At 67.8% G+C, this 17,049-nt stretch carries 16 protein-coding genes; 8 read left to right on the forward strand and 8 right to left on the reverse strand.

What is annotated here, in order from left to right; genetic code table 11:
• Nucleotides 1-107: 107 nt before the first annotated feature.
• On the forward strand, nucleotides 108-2,066 hold the full coding sequence (rpoD, locus tag I0K15_RS01920) for an RNA polymerase sigma factor RpoD (protein ID WP_196103772.1): 1,959 nt from the start codon (nucleotides 108-110) through the stop codon (nucleotides 2,064-2,066).
• Nucleotides 2,067-2,142: 76 nt separating this feature from the next.
• Nucleotides 2,143-2,610, forward strand: coding sequence for a thiol-disulfide oxidoreductase DCC family protein (locus I0K15_RS01925; protein ID WP_196103773.1), 468 nt, complete (start codon nucleotides 2,143-2,145; stop codon nucleotides 2,608-2,610).
• A gap of 199 nt (nucleotides 2,611-2,809) precedes the next feature.
• Here I0K15_RS01925 and I0K15_RS01930 read toward each other — a convergent pair whose 3' ends face one another.
• Nucleotides 2,810-3,484 carry an SDR family oxidoreductase gene (locus I0K15_RS01930; RefSeq protein ID WP_196103774.1) on the reverse strand — a complete coding sequence of 225 codons (675 nt, stop codon included), beginning with the start codon at nucleotides 3,482-3,484 and terminating at the stop codon, nucleotides 2,810-2,812.
• 67 nt (nucleotides 3,485-3,551) lie between these two features.
• Between I0K15_RS01930 and I0K15_RS01935 the strand changes: the two genes are divergently transcribed.
• The 3 genes from I0K15_RS01935 to ribD all read left to right on the forward strand — a co-directional run bounded on the left by I0K15_RS01935 (nucleotide 3,552) and on the right by ribD (nucleotide 5,682).
• Nucleotides 3,552-3,974 carry a secondary thiamine-phosphate synthase enzyme YjbQ gene (locus tag I0K15_RS01935; RefSeq protein WP_196103775.1) on the forward strand — a complete coding sequence of 141 codons (423 nt, stop codon included), beginning with the start codon at nucleotides 3,552-3,554 and terminating at the stop codon, nucleotides 3,972-3,974.
• A gap of 135 nt (nucleotides 3,975-4,109) precedes the next feature.
• The gene (gene nrdR / locus I0K15_RS01940) at nucleotides 4,110-4,583 is read left to right on the forward strand and encodes a transcriptional regulator NrdR (RefSeq protein ID WP_196103776.1); all 474 of its coding nucleotides are present in this window, start codon (nucleotides 4,110-4,112) and stop codon (nucleotides 4,581-4,583) included.
• Nucleotides 4,576-5,682, forward strand: a complete 1,107-nt coding sequence (gene ribD / locus I0K15_RS01945; RefSeq protein ID WP_196103777.1) for a bifunctional diaminohydroxyphosphoribosylaminopyrimidine deaminase/5-amino-6-(5-phosphoribosylamino)uracil reductase RibD — start codon at nucleotides 4,576-4,578, stop codon at nucleotides 5,680-5,682. The genes nrdR and ribD overlap by 8 nt, the downstream gene beginning before the upstream one ends.
• A gap of 192 nt (nucleotides 5,683-5,874) precedes the next feature.
• Here the strand turns inward: ribD and I0K15_RS01950 are convergent, their stop codons facing one another.
• A complete protein-coding gene (locus tag I0K15_RS01950; protein WP_196103778.1) occupies nucleotides 5,875-7,425 on the reverse strand; it encodes a helicase HerA-like domain-containing protein in 1,551 nt (516 codons plus the stop codon).
• 448 nt (nucleotides 7,426-7,873) lie between these two features.
• On the opposite strand from I0K15_RS01950, the gene I0K15_RS01955 reads away from it, so the two are divergent.
• Nucleotides 7,874-8,494 (forward strand): invasion associated locus B family protein, encoded by a 621-nt coding sequence (locus tag I0K15_RS01955; RefSeq protein WP_196103779.1) that lies wholly within the window; start codon nucleotides 7,874-7,876, stop codon nucleotides 8,492-8,494.
• Nucleotides 8,495-8,615: 121 nt separating this feature from the next.
• Here the strand turns inward: I0K15_RS01955 and I0K15_RS01960 are convergent, their stop codons facing one another.
• The 4 genes from I0K15_RS01960 to I0K15_RS01975 all read right to left on the reverse strand — a co-directional run bounded on the left by I0K15_RS01960 (nucleotide 8,616) and on the right by I0K15_RS01975 (nucleotide 13,082).
• Nucleotides 8,616-9,827, reverse strand: a complete 1,212-nt coding sequence (locus I0K15_RS01960) for a beta-ketoacyl-[acyl-carrier-protein] synthase family protein (RefSeq protein ID WP_196103780.1) — start codon at nucleotides 9,825-9,827, stop codon at nucleotides 8,616-8,618.
• Entirely contained in the window at nucleotides 9,828-10,094 is a 267-nt protein-coding gene (locus I0K15_RS01965) for an acyl carrier protein (protein ID WP_196103781.1), read from the reverse strand.
• A gap of 30 nt (nucleotides 10,095-10,124) precedes the next feature.
• Nucleotides 10,125-11,216: a UDP-3-O-(3-hydroxymyristoyl)glucosamine N-acyltransferase gene (gene lpxD, locus I0K15_RS01970; RefSeq protein ID WP_196103782.1), complete on the reverse strand. Its 1,092-nt coding sequence runs from the start codon at nucleotides 11,214-11,216 to the stop codon at nucleotides 10,125-10,127.
• Between the two features lie 81 nt (nucleotides 11,217-11,297).
• Nucleotides 11,298-13,082: a L,D-transpeptidase family protein gene (locus tag I0K15_RS01975; RefSeq protein ID WP_196103783.1), complete on the reverse strand. Its 1,785-nt coding sequence runs from the start codon at nucleotides 13,080-13,082 to the stop codon at nucleotides 11,298-11,300.
• A 359-nt stretch (nucleotides 13,083-13,441) separates the two neighbouring features.
• Between I0K15_RS01975 and mepK the strand changes: the two genes are divergently transcribed.
• Together mepK and I0K15_RS01985 are read left to right on the forward strand one after the other, a co-directional pair.
• Complete coding sequence (gene mepK / locus I0K15_RS01980) at nucleotides 13,442-14,008, forward strand: peptidoglycan L,D-endopeptidase MepK (RefSeq protein WP_196103784.1); 567 nt, start codon at nucleotides 13,442-13,444, stop codon at nucleotides 14,006-14,008.
• Nucleotides 14,009-14,208: 200 nt separating this feature from the next.
• Nucleotides 14,209-14,442, forward strand: coding sequence for a WGR domain-containing protein (locus I0K15_RS01985; RefSeq protein ID WP_196103785.1), 234 nt, complete (start codon nucleotides 14,209-14,211; stop codon nucleotides 14,440-14,442).
• Nucleotides 14,443-14,500: 58 nt separating this feature from the next.
• On the opposite strand, the gene I0K15_RS01990 is transcribed toward I0K15_RS01985, so the two are convergent.
• A complete protein-coding gene (locus I0K15_RS01990; protein ID WP_196103786.1) occupies nucleotides 14,501-15,799 on the reverse strand; it encodes an HlyC/CorC family transporter in 1,299 nt (432 codons plus the stop codon).
• A gap of 348 nt (nucleotides 15,800-16,147) precedes the next feature.
• Nucleotides 16,148-17,047, reverse strand: a complete 900-nt coding sequence (locus I0K15_RS01995; RefSeq protein ID WP_196103787.1) for an alpha/beta fold hydrolase — start codon at nucleotides 17,045-17,047, stop codon at nucleotides 16,148-16,150.
• Nucleotides 17,048-17,049: the final 2 nt, after the last annotated feature.

Raw genomic sequence — 17,049 nt, forward strand, 5'->3', positions numbered from 1 at the left:
CAGAGTGTGAACGAATCAATCGCGATTCAGTACCCTGCGCGGATACCTGCTGATTCGGCGGCGGCAAACTGGCCGCAGCACGGCGGGACGGGATGACGGAGTAGTAGATGGCAGCCAACGACCTCGAACAGCGCAAGGACGAGGACCAGGAGAGCGGCGCAGGCTCCATGCTCGACATGAGCCAGGCTGCGGTCAAGAAGATGATCGCGCAGGCGAAGGCCCGCGGGTACATCACCTATGACGAGCTCAACCAGGTGATGCCGCCGGATCAGGTCTCCTCCGAGCAGATCGAGGACGTGATGGCGATGCTCTCCGAAATGGGCATCAACGTCATCGAACCCGAAGAGGCCGAGGAGGAGGGCGAGAAGCCCGCCGAGCCCGAAGCCTCCACCTCCCGCGAAGTGGCGACGACCTCCGCCTCCAACGAGACGCTGGATCGCACCGACGACCCAGTGCGCATGTACCTGCGCGAGATGGGCTCGGTGGAGCTTCTGAGCCGCGAGGGCGAGATCGCGATCGCGAAGCGCATCGAGGCCGGACGCAACACCATGATCGCGGGCCTCTGCGAAAGCCCGCTGACCTTCCAGGCGATCACGATCTGGCGCGAGGAGCTCATGGAGGAGCTCATCATGCTGCGCGACGTGATCGACCTCGAGACCACCTTCGGCGCGTCGATGGACGACGACGAGGAAGAGGAGGTCGTCGCCGACGAGGAGCAGCCCGCCGCCGAGGAGACCTCCGAGCCGAAGGCCGAGGGATCCGGCGACGAGGATGATGAGGAGGACGAGCAGGCCAACCTCTCCCTCGCCGCGATGGAGGCGCAGCTCAAGCCGCAGGTGCTCGAAACCCTCGACCGCATCGCGGGCGATTACGCGCGCCTGGCCGAAATGCAGGACGACCGTATGTCGGCCGCGCTCAACGAGGCGTCGACCTTCACCTCCGCGCAGGAGCGCGAATACCAGCGCCTGCGCTCGGAGATCGTGGAGCTGGTGAACTCGCTGCACCTCCACAACAACCGGATCGAGGCGCTCGTCGATCAGATCTACGGCATCAACCGCAAGATCATGTCGCTCGACGGCGAGATGGTGAAGATCGCCGACCAGGCCCGCGTGAACCGCAAGGAGTTCATCTCCGAATACCGGGGCGCGGAGCTGGAGCCGGGCTGGCTCGACCGCGTCACCGCCAAATCGGGCCGCGGCTGGTCCACGCTGGGCGAGCGCTACCGCGAGAAGATCGACGACATCCGCGCCGAAATGGGCGAGGTCGGCCAGTATATCGGCGTCGACATCTCCGAATTCCGCCGGATCGTTGCCCAGGTCCAGAAGGGCGAGAAGGAAGCGCGCATCGCGAAGAAGGAGATGGTGGAGGCGAACCTGCGCCTCGTGATCTCCATCGCGAAGAAGTACACGAACCGCGGCCTCCAGTTCCTCGACCTGATCCAGGAGGGAAACATCGGCCTGATGAAGGCGGTGGACAAGTTCGAGTACCGCCGCGGCTACAAGTTCTCCACCTATGCGACGTGGTGGATCCGGCAGGCGATCACCCGCTCGATCGCCGACCAGGCGCGCACGATCCGCATCCCGGTCCACATGATCGAGACGATCAACAAGCTGGTGCGCACCGGCCGCCAGATGCTGCACGAGATCGGCCGCGAGCCGACGCCGGAGGAACTGGCCGAAAAGCTCCAGATGCCGCTGGAGAAGGTGCGCAAAGTGATGAAGATCGCCAAGGAGCCGATCTCGCTTGAGACGCCCATCGGCGACGAGGAAGACAGCCAGCTCGGCGATTTCATCGAGGACAAGAACGCCGTCCTACCGCTCGACGCCGCCATCCAGGGCAACCTGAAGGAGACGACGACGCGGGTGCTGGCGTCGCTCACGCCGCGCGAGGAGCGGGTGCTGCGCATGCGCTTCGGCATCGGCATGAACACCGACCACACGCTCGAAGAGGTCGGCCAGCAGTTCAGCGTTACCCGCGAGCGGATCCGCCAGATCGAGGCGAAGGCGCTGCGCAAGCTCAAGCACCCGAGCCGGAGCCGCAAGCTGCGCAGCTTCCTCGACCAGTAAGTCCTTCGAGATGAACGCCAACGTGCCGCGGTGATCCGCGGCACGTTTTGGTTTAGGGCTTTGGGTGGAGGATGAGATGCCCGACCGCGTCGCCGACCTGCCCGACCCCTTGCGCCACCGGATCGCCGGGCGCGACCTGATCGTGTTCGACGGCGAATGCGTCCTCTGCTCCGGCTTCTTCCGCTTCATCGTGCGGCACGACCGGGCGGAGCGGTTCTCCTTCGCCATCGCGCAGGCGCCGCTGGGCCAGGAGCTCTATGCCGCGCTTGGCCTGCCCACGGATGATTTCGAGACCAACCTGATCATCGCGGACGGGATCATCTACAGGAAAGGCCCTGCCTTCGCCGCCGCGATGGGCGCACTCGGCTGGCCGTGGCGGGCGCTCGGCGTGCTGCGATACGTGCCGCGGGTGATCTCGGAGCCGGTCTACAACCGGATCGCGCGGAACCGCTACCGGATCTTCGGGCAGTACGACACGTGCCTGATGCCGACGCCGGAGCTGCGTGGCCGGTTCCTCGATCGGGGAGAGCTGCAGGCGGCCTGAATATGTTACAGGTTGAGGCGTTAGTCACAAAACCTGTAACATATTCGGAGGCGCTCTGACGGATCCGAGGCGACACGGATCGAACGGCCCCGGATCAAGTCCGGGGTGGTGCTTCCCCCTTGCCACCGTCCCGGCCGAAGCGCCGGGACCGCCCACCTCTCGCCCCCGGCATCAACTGGCGTCCAGACGCGCCCCCAACTCACCCCGTCGGCATCAGGAACACCTCGCGGATCGCCGCCCGCTCCGGCTGCTCCAGCGCGTAGACCACGGCGTTCGCGGCGTCCTCGGGTTTCAGCTTGTCGGGCTTCGGCGTGTCGAAGAAGGGCGTGTCGACCATGCCCGGCGCGATGACCGTGCAGCGGCCGCCCCATTCGCGCATCTCTTCGGCCATGTTGCCGGCATAGCCGTGCACGAACCACTTCGTCGCCCCGTAGATCGAGCCGGAGATGTGGCGCCGCCCCGCTGCCGAACCGGTGAGGATCAGGTGGCCCTTCCGCTCGCGCAGATGCGGCAGGCTGACCCGCGCGGTGTAGAGCAGCGCCATGATGTTGAGGTCGATGAGCTGGCGCCACTCGGCGGGGTCGCCCTGTTCGGTCCCCGGCGTGTCGAGCCCCTTGCCCGCATTGGCGAAGGCGGCATCGAGGCCGCCGAAATGGTCCACGAGCTTTGCCACCGCATCCTCCTGCGCCGCGAGATCCGTGGCGTCGCCCGGCAGGGCCAGCGCGGCATCGCCGAACTCGCCCGCCAGCGCCTCCAGCTTGTCCGCGCTGCGGGCCATCAGGCCGACGGACCAGCCCGCCGCAACGGCCGCGCGGGCGGTGGCGGCCCCGATGCCTGTCGATGCTCCGGTGATGAAAAGAACCTTGCTCGCCATGATGCCCTCCTGCGATCGTGCTGGTGCCGGTCAGAACTGGACCGGTGCCGCGCCATTTCGAGGGACGATGCCTGCGACAATCGCAATCGAGACCGCGGGACCGGGTCTCTACGAGTTCACGCGGGAGGCGGTGTCGGTCGCGGCCCGGCACGGCGGCGACGGCGTACTGCACCTCATGGTGCGCCACACCTCCTGCTCGCTCCTGATCCAGGAGAATGCCGACCCCGACGTGCAGCGGGACCTGCGCGCCTTCTTCGAGCGGCTGGTGCCGCCGGGGGACGACCCGTCGATGCGCTGGCTCACCCATGTGCTGGAGGGGCCGGACGACATGCCCGCCCATATCAAGGCGGCGATGCTGCCGGTGAGCCTCTCGATCCCGGTCGCGGGCGGGCAGCCGATGCTCGGCACCTGGCAGGGCATCTACCTGTTCGAGCATCGCACCCGCCCGCACCGGCGGGAGATCGCGGCGGCCTTCCTGCCAGAGGCTTAGCTGTGGCCGGCGGGACTCACGCCGGGCCGACGGCCTGCGAAGGCTTGCCACACCACCCGTTGGGCGGCAGAGTAGCTATCGCACCACCGATGGCAAAGGGCGCGACATCTCGCGTCCGATGGACGGAGTCTCACGATGCGCTGCCCCTTCTGCGGAAACACCGACACACAGGTGAAGGACTCCCGCCCCGCGGAAGATCACGTCGCGATCCGGCGGCGGCGCTACTGCCCGGCCTGCGCAGGACGCTTTACCACCTATGAACGGGTGCAGCTCCGCGACCTCGTCGTCATCAAGAAATCCGGGCGGCGGGAGAGCTTCGACCGCGACAAGCTGGAGCGCTCGATCCGCATTGCGCTGCAGAAGCGCCCGATCGAGGCCGAGCGGGTGGACCAGATGATCTCCGGCATCGTGCGGCGGCTCGAAAGCATGGGCGACAGCGACGTCGCCTCCGACACGATCGGGGAGATCGTGATGGAGACGCTCGCCCGCATCGACACGGTGGCCTATGTGCGCTTTGCCAGCGTTTACAAGAACTTCCAGGCGGCGGACGATTTCGAGGAGTTCGTCCACGAGCTGCGCCCGCCTGTGAAGGCCGGCGAGGATGACTGAGCCGGACGACCCCCGACATTTGCGGCAGGCGCTGGCGCTCGCAGCGCGCGGGCTGGGGCGCACGTGGCCGAATCCGGCGGTGGGCTGCGTGATCGTGGCCGGGACCCGCGTGGTCGGCCGCGGCTGGACGCAGCCCGGCGGGCGCCCGCATGCGGAGGCGATGGCGCTGGAGGCGGCGGGGGGCGCGGCACGGGGTGCCACGGCCTATGTGAGCCTCGAGCCCTGCGCCCATCACGGACGGACGCCGCCCTGCGCCGATGCGCTGGTGGCGGCGGGCGTCGCCCGGGTCGTCGTGCCGATGGAGGATCCGGACCCGCGCGTTTCGGGCCGCGGCCTCGCCCGCCTGCGGGAGGCGGGGGTCGACGTCGTCGTCGACGGCCGCTTTCGCGCGGCGGCCGAGGAGATCAACGCGGGCTTCTTCAAGCGCGTGCGCGAGGGGCGGCCGCTGGTGACGCTGAAGCTCGCGACCTCGGTGGACGGCCGGATCGCCACCGCGACCGGGGAGAGCAAGTGGATCACCGGGCCCGAGGCGCGGCGCGCGGTCCATCTGATGCGCGCCCAGCACGACGCGGTGCTGATCGGCGCGGGCACGGCGCGGGCCGACGACCCGATGCTCGACGTGCGGGAGATGGGGCTGGAGGGCGCGAACCCGGTGCGGATCGTCGCCGACGGCGCGCTGTCGCTGCCGCTGACCGGGCGGCTCGCGCAGACCGCGCGGGACGTGCCGCTCTGGATTCTGCACCGCGAGGGCGTCGATCCCCATCGCTGGCAGGGGTGGGAGAGCGTGGGTGCGGAGCTCATCGAGTGCCGCGTGGACGCGACCGGCGCCCTCGACCCCGTAGACATGCTCGGCCAGATCGGCGCGCGCGGCGTGACGCGGGTGATGTGCGAGGGCGGCGGACGGCTCGCGGCCTCGCTGCTCCATGCGGGCCTGATCGACCGGCTGGTGCAGTTCCAGGCCGGGCTGACGCTGGGCGCCTCGGGGCTTGCGGGACTGGGCGAGCTGGGGATCGAGCGGTTGGGGGACGCGCCGCGGGCGGAGCTGTTCTCCGTGCACCGGATCGGGGCGGATACGGTGGCGGAGTGGCGCTTCGGGTGAGGGGTCGGCGCCGGTGGCGGCGTGCGCCTCCGGCGGGGATACTTCGGGACAGATGAAGGGGCGGGCGTGGCGTGTTTGGGTCGACGCTGCTCTCGGGGCGCGTTCTTGAAGATTTCAGCTCCGTTTGCGCCGGAGGCGCGCCTGGTTCGGGCGGGAGCGCGTCGGGTCTAGTGGCCTCGCGGGTTGATCGCATCAGCGGCCGCGGAAGAGGCCGCCGAGGATGCCGCGGGTGATCTGGCGGCCGAGCTGGGTGCCCATTTGCCGCGCGAAGGACTTGCCGAACGCCTCCATCGTGGTGTCCGACCGGCGGCGCGGCTTGCGGTTGGTCGTGGGCGAGTAGCGGCGAGCGCTGCGGTATTCGCGGTCGCGCCAGCTCGGCGCGTCGTCGCCGCCGCGATAGGTGCGGTCGTGGGCTGGCGGCGCATCCTCGGGCTCCGGCGCTTCGGTCTCGGCCCTGGCGCGCAGCTCCTCGAAGGCGGAGGTGCGGTCGACGGTCTGGTCGTACTTGCCTTTCAGAGGGCTGGCCGCGAGGGTCTCGGCCCGCTCGGCCTCGGTGATCGGGCCGAGGCGGGAGGACGGGGGGCGGATCAGCGTGCGTTCGGCGATGCCGGGCACGCCCTTCTTTTCCAGCATCGACGTCACCGCCTCGCCGATGCCGACCTCGCGGATCGCGTCCTCGGTGTCGAAGGCGGGATTGGGGCGGAAGGTCTCGGCGGCAGCGCGCAGGCCCTTCTGATCGCGCGGGGTGTAGGCGCGGAGAGCGTGCTGAATGCGGTTGCCGAGCTGGCCAAGCACGTCCGCTGGGATGTCATCGGGGTTCTGCGTCACGAAGAAGACGCCGACGCCTTTCGAGCGGATGAGGCGGGCGACCTGCTCGACCTTCTCGATCAGCGCCTCGGGGGCGTCGTCGAACAGCAGATGCGCCTCGTCGAAGAAGAAGACGAGGCGAGGTTTGTCGGGGTCGCCGACCTCGGGCAGTTGCTCGAAGAGCTCGGACAAAAGCCACAGCAGGAAGGTGGCGTAGAGACCCGGCGCGGCCATCAGGCGGTCGGCGGCGAGCACGTTGATCCGGCCCTCGCCGCCCTCCGTCGCCATCATGTCGGCGAGGTCGAGCGCGGGTTCGCCGAAGAAGCCGGTGGCGCCCTGGTTCTCCAGCACCAGCAGCGCGCGCTGGATCGCGCCGACGCTGGCGCGGGAGATGTTGCCGTAGCGCAGCGACAGATCGGGGCCGTTCTCCCCCACCCAGACCAGCAGCGCCTGCAGATCCTTGAGATCGAGGAGTGCGAGCCCCTGCTCGTCGGCCACGCGGAAGGCAATGTTGAGCACGCCCTCTTGCGCGGGCGAGAGGTCCATGAGACGGGCGAGGAGCAGCGGCCCCATCTCGGCCACGGTGGTGCGCACCGGGTGGCCCTGCTCGCCGAACATGTCCCAGAAGACGACCGGAAAGGCGCGATAGGCGTAAGGCTCGAGGCCGATGGTCCCGGCGCGCTCCACCAGCTTGGGGTGCGACGGCGCCTCCGCCGAGCCGGGGCGGGCGAGACCGGCGAGGTCGCCCTTCACGTCCGACAGGAACACCGGGACACCGGCGGCGGAGAAACCCTCGGCCAGGATCTGGAGCGTCACGGTCTTGCCCGTTCCGGTGGCGCCCGCGATCAGGCCATGGCGGTTCGCGTATTTCAGCTTGAGCGCCTGGGGGCTCGCATAGTCTTCGGCCCCGCCCCCGATGAAGATCGTGTCCGTCATGTTGGTCTCCCCAAGCGTTCGTCCGGCCGACAATACATCGTTAACCTCGAAGGGCTATCCTGTGTTGGGTTGCGGTGCGCCGGAACCCGTTTCTCTCCCTGTCAACTGGCCGTGCCCCTGGTGGCACGGCGCCTTTTTCCGGGTATATCTGCGGGCCGGTGATGCACGCGGGGCGCGATCTGGCGCGTGCGCACTCGGGGGACATAGTTTTGCCCCAAACAAGTTTGGCGCCAATCACGAACCGGAGTGTTGACGGCGCTGTGACGATTCCGTAGCGTTCTCCACGAGACTACGGTTCGGCCAGTCTGACAGGGACTTCACCATCAAAAGGTGACGGAAAAGGGTGCTTCGGCACCCTTTTCTGATGTTGGAGGTGCAAAAGTTGACAGCACGCGGTGCGGCTGCCACCTGTCCTCCCACAGATGCGCAGAGACTGACAGGGACCCCTATGGACTTCCGAACGATCGCCACAATTCTGGCGCTGAGCCTCGCGGCGATGCCCGCCGCCGCCCAGACCACCGGCCCGACGACGGGCTTCGCTGCGCCGCCGCCCCCTCCCCCGCCGCAGCCGGAGCCCGAGCCGGAACCCGAACCGCAGCCGGAGCCGGAAGCGCAGGCGCCCCGCGAGCCTGCGGGGCCTGAGGAGGTCCGCTCGGTTCACAACGACTGGGAGGTCCGCTGCTTCGGCGACAGCGACGACTGCTTCATGTTCCAGCTCGCCAACAACTCCGATGGCCGGCCCGCGGCGGAGTTCAATCTGGTCAAGCTCCCCGAGGGTCAGCAGGCCGCGGCGGGCGTGACGCTGACGCTGCCGCTGGGCGTGTTCCTGCAGGAGGGCGTGGTGGTGCGCGTCGATGAGGGGCGGGCGCAGCAGTATCCCTACAACTTCTGCGTGGATAACGGCTGCATCTCGCGCTTCGGGCTCAACGAGGGGTTTGTGGAGACCATGCGGGCGGGGAACAACCTGACCTTGCGGGTGGCCGCGATCAACGTGCCGCAAGACCAGAACCCGATCACGCTGACGATCAGCCTGTCGGGGTTCACGGCGGCGTGGAACGCGTTGCCCTGAGGGGCGCTTTCACGCCGTCGGTTGAGCTTTCACCCCCTCCCTAACCCTCCCCCTCAAGGGGGAGGGGATGGGTTGAGTGGGGCAGATACGCCCGCACCCTGGCCCTTCCCCTAGAGGGAGATCAGGGGGCTTTGCGGATGGCGAGGACGGCGTTGAGGCCGCCGAAGGCGAAGGCGTTGGTGAGGGCCACCTGCACATCGGCCTGCCGCGCCTCGTTGGGCACGACGTCGAGGTCGCAGTCCGGGTCCGGCTCCTCGTAGTTGATCGTGGGGGCCACGATACCGTCCTTCACCGCCATGATGCAGGCGAGCATCTCCACCGCGCCCGTGCCGCCGATCAGGTGGCCGTGCATCGACTTGGTCGAGGAGATCATCAGCCGGTCGGCGTGGTCGCCGAAGACGTCGCGCACCGCGGCGCATTCCGTGCGGTCGTTGGCCGCCGTGCCGGTGCCGTGGGCGTTGATGTAGCCGACCTCGTCGCCGTTCAGGCCGGCCGCGGCGAGCGCGCCCTTCATCGCGCGCACCGCACCGTCGCGGTTCGGCATTACGATATCGGAGGCGTCGGAGGACATGGCGAAGCCCACGACCTCTGCCAGGATCTCTGCGCCGCGGGCCGTCGCGCGCTCGTACTCCTCGAAGACGAAGATCGCCGCACCCTCGCCTTGCACCATGCCGTTGCGGGTCTTGGAGAACGGGCGGCAGCCGTCCTTCGACATCACGCGCAGGCCCTCCCATGCCTTGATGCCGCCGAAGACGAGCATGCTTTCCGACCCGCCGGTCACCATCACGTCGGCGACGCCGGAGCGGATCATCTCGAAGGCCTGGCCCATCGCGTGGTTCGAGGATGCGCAGGCTGTGGAGACGGTGAAGGTCGGCCCCTGCGCCCCGTGCTTCATCGAGATGTGGGAGGCCGCGGCGTTGTTCATCAGGCGCGGGATGACGAAGGGGTGGACGCGGTTCTTCGCCTCTTCGTAGACGGTGCGATAGTTCTCGTCGATCGTCTGGAGCCCGCCGCCGGAATTGCCGAGGACGACGCCCGCGCGGGGCGCCGTCGCCTCGTCGAGCGTCACGCCGGACTGGGCGATGGCCTCCTCCGCAGCGATGAGGGCAAACTGGGTGAAGGGGTCGTAGAGCGTGATCTCCTGCCGGGAGAAGTGGGCGGCCGGATCGTAGTCACGCACCTGCCCGCCGATGCGGATCGAGAGGCGGTCCACGTCACGGAAGTCGAGCTCTCCGATGCCGCTGAGCCCGTCGCGCATGGCTGCAAGCGCAGCATCCGCGCCCCGACCCAGGGCGCTGATCGCACCCTGCCCCGTGATGACGACGCGTCGCATTCAGCCGGCTTTTTCCGCGACCAGCGCCTTGACCGCGTTCACCATGCTCTGAACGTTGGTGATGTCGAAATCGGAGTCCGCGGGATCGTTCGCGTTGAACGGGACCTGGACGTCGAACTCCTCCTCGATGGCGAAGACCGCCTCGACGAGGCCGAGGCTGTCGATCCCGAGATCATCGAGCGTTGCGTCCATGCCGACCTCGGACGGGTCGAGCACGGCCTGCTCGGCGATGATGGCGCGCATTTTCTCGGTCACTTCGTCGGACATCTTCGGCCCCTTTTCTCACATGCGGCGTCTTTAGCCCTTGTGATCGGGCTTTGAAACCCGATTCTGAAGGTCTGTCACCTTCTCCGCCAAGCGTGGCAAACGTCGCATCGCCTTGAATATGTTCATGAATACCTCCTGCTTGAGCGCAGGGTATCCCATCATGACCGATTTGGGGGGGACCCGGTTCGTCACGCCCGAGCCTGCGAGGATGATGGAGTCGTCCCCGATCGAGATGTGATCGGCCACGCCTACGCCGCCCGCGAGGACCACGCGGTTGCCGATCTCGGTCGAGCCGGCGATGCCCGTCATGGCGCAGAGCAGCGTCTTTTCCCCCACCTGCACGTTGTGGCCGACCATGACCTGCGCGTCGACCTTGGTCCCGTTGCCGATGCGCGTGTCGCTGACCGTGCCCTTGTCGATGACGGAGTTGGCGCCGACCTCTACATCGTCGCCGATGACGACGGAGCCCAGCGAGTTGATGCGGACATATTCGGTGGGATCGAGGCTCTCGGTAATTGAGCCCTTGGCCATGTAGTCCTCGACCTTGTTGGGCTGGGGCGTGACGAAGGAGAAGCCGTCGCCGCCGATCACGGCATTGGCCTGCCCGATGAAGCGGTCGCCGATGGTGACGTCCGAGCCGATGCGGCAGCCGGGCATGAGGTAGGCGTCCGCGCCGATGGTCACGCGGTCGCCGATGGTGACCTGCCCCGCGATGCGGGCGCGCGGGCCGAGGGTGACATGCGCGCCGATCACGGCATGGGGCCCGACGCTCGCGCCCTCGCCGAGGGTCGCGGTCGGGTCGATCACGGCGGTGGGGTGGATGCCGGGTGCGGGGGCCGGGTCGCGGTCGAAGATCCGGGAGAGCCCTGCCATGGTGTAACGCGAGCGGCCGGAGAAGATCGCGGCCTCCAGCCCCATGGCCTGCCAGTCGGCGCCGTCGGCGACCACGGCGGCGCGCACGGCGCGGCCCTTCAGCTTCTCGGCAAATTCGGGATCGATTGCGAGGGCGAGGTCGGCGGCCCCGGCTTCATCGGGCTGGCGCAGGCGCGCGACCTGAAGCGAGAGGTCTCCGGCGGCTTCCGCACCCAGACGCGCCGCGATATCGCCGATGGTGAGTGACATGCCTGCTCCCGAAGATGTGCAGGCACATATATCCCCGCATCTCCCCGGTTGGAAGATGCGGGGGCGGTCCGTGCCGCGTCGTCAGCCCTGGCCGAGCAGGAGCTGAACGCCCTCGGCCTCCAGCGCGTCGAGCACCAGCGCATCGCGGCCGTAGACGTCCTGCCGGAACTGCAGCACGCCCTCCTCGTCCTGCCAGACGGTGCGGTAGTCGAGATGGACCGGCACGCGCTGCTCGAGGTTCACCTGCGTCTCCCGCCCCGTCGCGCGGTAGCGGTCGAAGAGCGCCATGGGATCGGCGGTCTGGGCGCGCAGCAGCACCTCCGCCAGTCCGCGCGGATCGGCGACCCGCACGCAGCCATGGGAGAAGGCGCGCGCATCGCGGGCGAAGAGGCTGCGCGACGGCGTGTCGTGCAGGTAGATCGCGAACTGGTTGGGGAACATGAACTTCACGTTACCCAGCGCATTGCCCGGCCCCGGCCCCTGGCGGATCCACCAGGGGAAGAAGTCCTCGGAAAACACCTGCCAGTTGATGATCGACGTGTCCTCCGGCGTCCAGATGCCGGTGCCGTCGTCGATCAGGCTCATGTTGTTTTCGTTGAGGTAGTTCGGGTTCTCGCGCAGCTGCGGCAGGATCTCCTCGGTCGCGATCGAGCGCGGTACGGTCCAGGTCGGGTTGACCACCATGTGGGTCATGGTGTCGGAGAACTCGACCGTCTGGTGGCGCGCCTTGCCGATCACGACGCGTGTGGTGAAGATCTCCTCCTCCCCCTCGCGCAGCCACATGCGGTAGTCGGGCATGTTGACGTAGATGTGCCGCTCGTCGTCGTTCCAGTCGGTCCAGCGGACGCGCTCCAGATTGACGAGGATCTGGGCCAGCCGCTCCTCCGCGGTGGTGTTGAGGGCGGCGAGCGTCTTCGGCCCGATCACGCCATCGTCGTTGAGGCCGTGGCGGCGCTGGAAATCCTTGAGCGCGGCCTCGGTCACCGGGTCCATGACCTCGGAGGTCATCGGATCGACCGGCTCGGCGGTGCTGGCTGCGACGGGCAGTGCGTCGCCGAGATCGGCATTGGCCGCCTCACCCGGATCGCCCTCCAGCGGCAGGTCGTCATTGTCACTGCTCACGGTGTAGTCGGGCTGGACGGTGCCGGGCTCGGGCGGGGTGTAATCGCCCATGGAGGCGAGGCGGGCGCGGATCGCGGGGACGCGCGGATCGCTCTCGCCCAGCTCGATGGCGCCGCCGCCCGGGATCTCCTCCCCGACCCAGCCGCCGGAGGCGACGAGCGCGCGCAGGTCGCGCAGCGCGCGGACGAGCTCCATATAGCCGTCCCGCTGCGGCGCGACGGAGAGGACGTGCTGCGCGGGCTGGTTCGCCTCGGCCAGCGCCATCAGCTCGGCAACCGCGTCGATATCCTCGGGGAAGACATGTATGTTCTCGCTGAGGGCGTTCGGCTGGACGATCCCGACGAGGCGCGTGCGGACGAAATCGAGATAGGCCTCGGCCAGCGCCAGCTCGCTTTCGGGCGCGGCACCACCATCGTAGGCGACCTCGACATGGCGGGCGATCCGGTCGATCGCGTCGGTGTCCACGGGCAGGCCGTGCTCACCCTGACGCGCCATCGCCTCGCTCAGCGCGCGGGCCGCGGCGGCGTCGGGCGTGGTGAAGAGCGGGGCGTAGTCGCGGGCCGCGTAAAACGCCTCGATCTCCACCGAGTCCGACGCCTGCAACAGCTCGGCTAGTTCGGGCCACACCGGCTCCGGGGCCGGTGCGGGAGCTTCTTCGGCGGTCAGCGAGGCCTCCAAAGGCGCCTCGATAGCTGATTCCTGCCCCTGACCTGCCATCGGCGTGGCGGTCGACAGGAGTGCCATAATGGCAACTGACGCGAGGAGAGAGGGGGCTTTGTTACCTGAATGCGACACTTATTCGGTCCCTTGCAACGATTACTATTGCCTCATTTCCGGCGAAAAACCGCCGATGCGACGCGGGCCATGGCGCTCATCCGGCAGATTTCTGCCGATCAAGTCGTGGTGAATGATCCGTTACCGGGGGACGCGGAACATTCGTGAACATCGTGTGGCCTTCCCGTGTTCTTATACCGTGAGAGCACGGAAAAAGGCGCTGCACAACTGCCACTTGGCGCAAAAAAGCCCTCATGTCATAACGCTCGACAAGCAATCTCGGTTCACCCCCAGAAGGTTGCAAAGAGGGACAGATAGGGACTTTTTCCATGACGAAGAGTAACGTCGTAGGCCGACGTGCTTTGCTTGGCGCGTTCGCCGGCATCGCGGCCGTCTCCGCCGCGCCGGTTTTCGCCAATGCTCCCGGTCTGCTGACCGGTGCAGGCAACATCCGATCCATCAAGATTTCCAACCCGCGCACCGGCGAACGCCTCGACAGCGTCTACTGGGTCGAGGGCGAGTACATTCCGCAGGTCCTCGACGAGATCAACTTCATCTTCCGCGACTGGCGCCAGAACGAGGTACACGCGGTCGATGTGCGCACCATCGACATCATGGCCGCCGCCGCACGCCGGATGGAGACCTCGGAGCCCTACTCCCTGCTCTCCGGCTACCGCAGCCCGGCGACCAACCGCATGCTGCGCTCCCGCAGCCGGGGTGTGGCACGCAACTCCTACCACATGCAGGCGATGGCGGCGGACCTGCGCCTGTCCACGCGCAGCGTCCAGAACATGTACGACGCGGGCGTCGCCTGCAACGCGGGCGGCGTGGGGCGCTACGGCCGCTCCAACTTCGTCCATTTCGATTGCGGACCGGTGCGCACCTGGCGGGGCTAACCCCCAGGGCGATCGGCCGCCAACACGCGGAAAACGCACCACTAGAGGCCCTGCCATAATCGGCGGGGCCTCTTCCTTTTTGCGGGCGGCTGGGGCGCTGCCCCGGACCTCGGAATACTTCGAGACAGATGAAGGGGCGGACCGGCTCGATTGTCCCGCCGCGACGTGGACGATAGAATACGAGTCATGGGAGCAACGCGATGAACGCCTGTCTTCTGATGCGTCCGGGGCCGCGGCGTCTGCGGCCCACGTTCTATCGCATCGAGATCGCGCGCAATCTCTTCGGCGAGTTTTCCGTCATTCGCGAATGGGGCCGGATCGGCGGGCGGCCCTGCGCGCGGGTCGATCTCTTCGAAGGCTTGCTCGAAGCCTCCCGCGCCGCGGACCGTCATCGCCGGGCCCGGATGCGCGGTGGCTACGCCCGCATCGACTAGAGCCTCATGTCATCGCGTTTTCGCGACGTCGGGCCGCACCCGTCCGGCTGGAAAACGCTCAGAGCGGCCGGATCCGCAGGCGGGTGAGGCGGTTGCGCTCCCGCTCCAGCACCTCGAAGCGGAAGCCGTGCAGCGAGAAGACCTGGCCCGTGGTCGGGATCGTCTGCGCCTCGTGAATCACGAGGCCGGCGACCGTGTTCGCCTCCTCGTCCGGGAGCTGCCAGTCGGCCGCGCGGTTGAGGTCGCGAATCGTCATGGAGCCGTCGATCAGATAGCTGCCGTCGGTCGTCCGCTCCAGCCCCTCGACCTGCACGTCGGTCTCGTCGGTGATGTCGCCGACGATCTCCTCCAGGATGTCCTCCAGCGTCACGAGACCCTGCAGTGCACCGTACTCATCGACCACCAGGGCGAAGTGCGAATGACGGCGCAGGAAGGCGCGCATCTGGTCGTCGAGCGTCGTGGTATCCGGCACGAACCACGGCTCCATGACCACTTCCATGATGTTGAGCTCGGCTAGGTTGTCGAGCCCGCCGGTGGTCCCCCGCGTCAGCTTGTCGACGGCGCGCAGGAGATCCTTGGCATGGATGATGCCGACGATGTTCTCGGGCTCGCCCTTGAAGACCGGGATCCGGGTGTGCGGCGAGCGCAGGCAGGCCGTCAGGATCTCCTCCGGTGGGCTGTCCGCATCGATCATCTCGATATTGCGGCGGTGGATCATGACCTCCTCCACCGTGCGCAGCTTGAGGTCGAGGGCGGCGAGCAGGCGGTCGCGGTCGTCCTTCTCCACCGTTCCTTCGGAGGCGTGCAGCGTGATCGCCTCCGCGATCTCCTCATGCGCCATGATCTGCGCCTCCGGATCGGTGGCGACGCCGAAGAGGCGCAAGGTCAGCCGCACGATCAGCCGCACCACGTTGACCACGGGGGCGAGCACCCGGACCACCATGCCGATCGGCAGGGCGACGAGGGAGGCCATGCGCTCGGGATTGATGATCGCGTAGGTCTTCGGCATGACCTCGGCGAAGATCAGCACGAGCAGCGTCATCACGAGGGTGGCGACAGCCACCCCGCTCTCTCCGAACATCACGGTGAAAAGCGCCGTGGCGAGCGAGGTCGCGAGGATATTGGCGAGGTTGTTGCCGAGCAGGATGCCCCCGATCAGCCGCTCGCTGTCCTCCTTGAGCTTGAGCGCGCGCGACGCCCCGCCGTCGCCCATGCCGTGCAGCTTCGCCCGGTTGGCGGCGGTCAGCGCGGTCTCGGAGCCCGAGAAGAAGGCCGAGAAACACAGGAGGATGAGGATCGCGATCAGCGGCCCCCACATCGTCGGTTCCCAGGTGATGAAGCTCTGCGCCTCGTCCATCATGTGCTCCTTGCTCGGTCGGGAGAGACATTAGGCACGCCGCGGTCCAGTGCAATGGGCAGGCGGCGATTGGGGGCGGTGGGGGTGCTGGTACTCTTGGGTGATCGAAGCCTGGATGTCGCGAATACCATCTCTATCGCGGGTATTTGTGGGTAGGTGCCCGGCATCATTGAGAGTTAGGGGGCGCGGGACCGACGCTCTAGTTCTTGGCACCGCCCCGGACGTGATCCGGGGCCTTTGGCTCAGGTGTCGTAGAGGCTGAGAAAGGTCCCGGCTCTGCGGCCGGGACGGTGGCGTCTGTGGTAACCTCCGGCGCAACCGGAGCATTTGCTCAACGCGACGAGATCCTTAGGCCTCGCCCAAGGACGACCGCGATGACATCCACTCCCGGATTGCCCTCGCCACTGCGTCGGGGCGCTGGTGGTGGAGCCAGTGGTCGCAGCCCTCCAGCTCTACGCGCGTGAGGTCTTCACAGAGCGCCTCCAGCCCCTCCGCCGCCTCGGGCAGCAACGCCGTGTCGTCTAAACCCCAGATGAGTAGATGCGGCATGGTCACCCGCATCTCCGCCTCCGCCCAGGCGGGCAGCGGGATCGGCGCGCCGGGCTGCGCGACCTCGACCGGAGAGACACGGTACCAGCTCACCATGCCCTCCACCGCGTTCGGGCGGGACCATTCGCGTTCGTACTCGGCGCGGAGCTCCGGCGTCAGCCAGCCCATGTCCATGTGGGCGGAGAAGAGGCCGAGCAGTTTTTCGAAGTTGTTCGCGCGCAGCGTGTCCTCCACGCCGTCCGCGCGCAGCCAGTCGATGTACTGGCTGGCGGCCGATTGCGGCCCTCCGGCGGCCAGCGCCTTCTGGAACAGCACCGGATGCACGCCGTTCAGGATCACCAGCCGCCCGATCCGGTGCGGCAGCGCGAAGGCGGCGGCGTAGGCGACCGCAGCCCCCCAGTCGTGGCCCACCAGCGTGACCCGCTCGCTTCCTCCCGCGTCCAGCACCGCCGCCACGTCCCCCAGCAAAGCAGGCATGGCGAGGCCCTTCAGGTCCGGCCACGGATTGCGGCTGATCCCGAAGCCGCGCTGGTCGAAGGCGAGGCAGCGAAACTCCGGCAGCGCCTTCATCACGCCGCACCAGCTCAGGCTGCTCTCCGGAAACCCGTGCAGGAACAGGAGCGGCGGCGCATCCTCCGGGCCGGAGGTCAGCAGCCGGGTCGGTGCACCGCCGATATCGAGAAGCGTTTCGCGGATCATGG

Source organism: Pontivivens ytuae (assembly GCF_015679265.1).
In the GTDB taxonomy this organism is placed as follows: domain Bacteria; phylum Pseudomonadota; class Alphaproteobacteria; order Rhodobacterales; family Rhodobacteraceae; genus Pontivivens; species Pontivivens ytuae.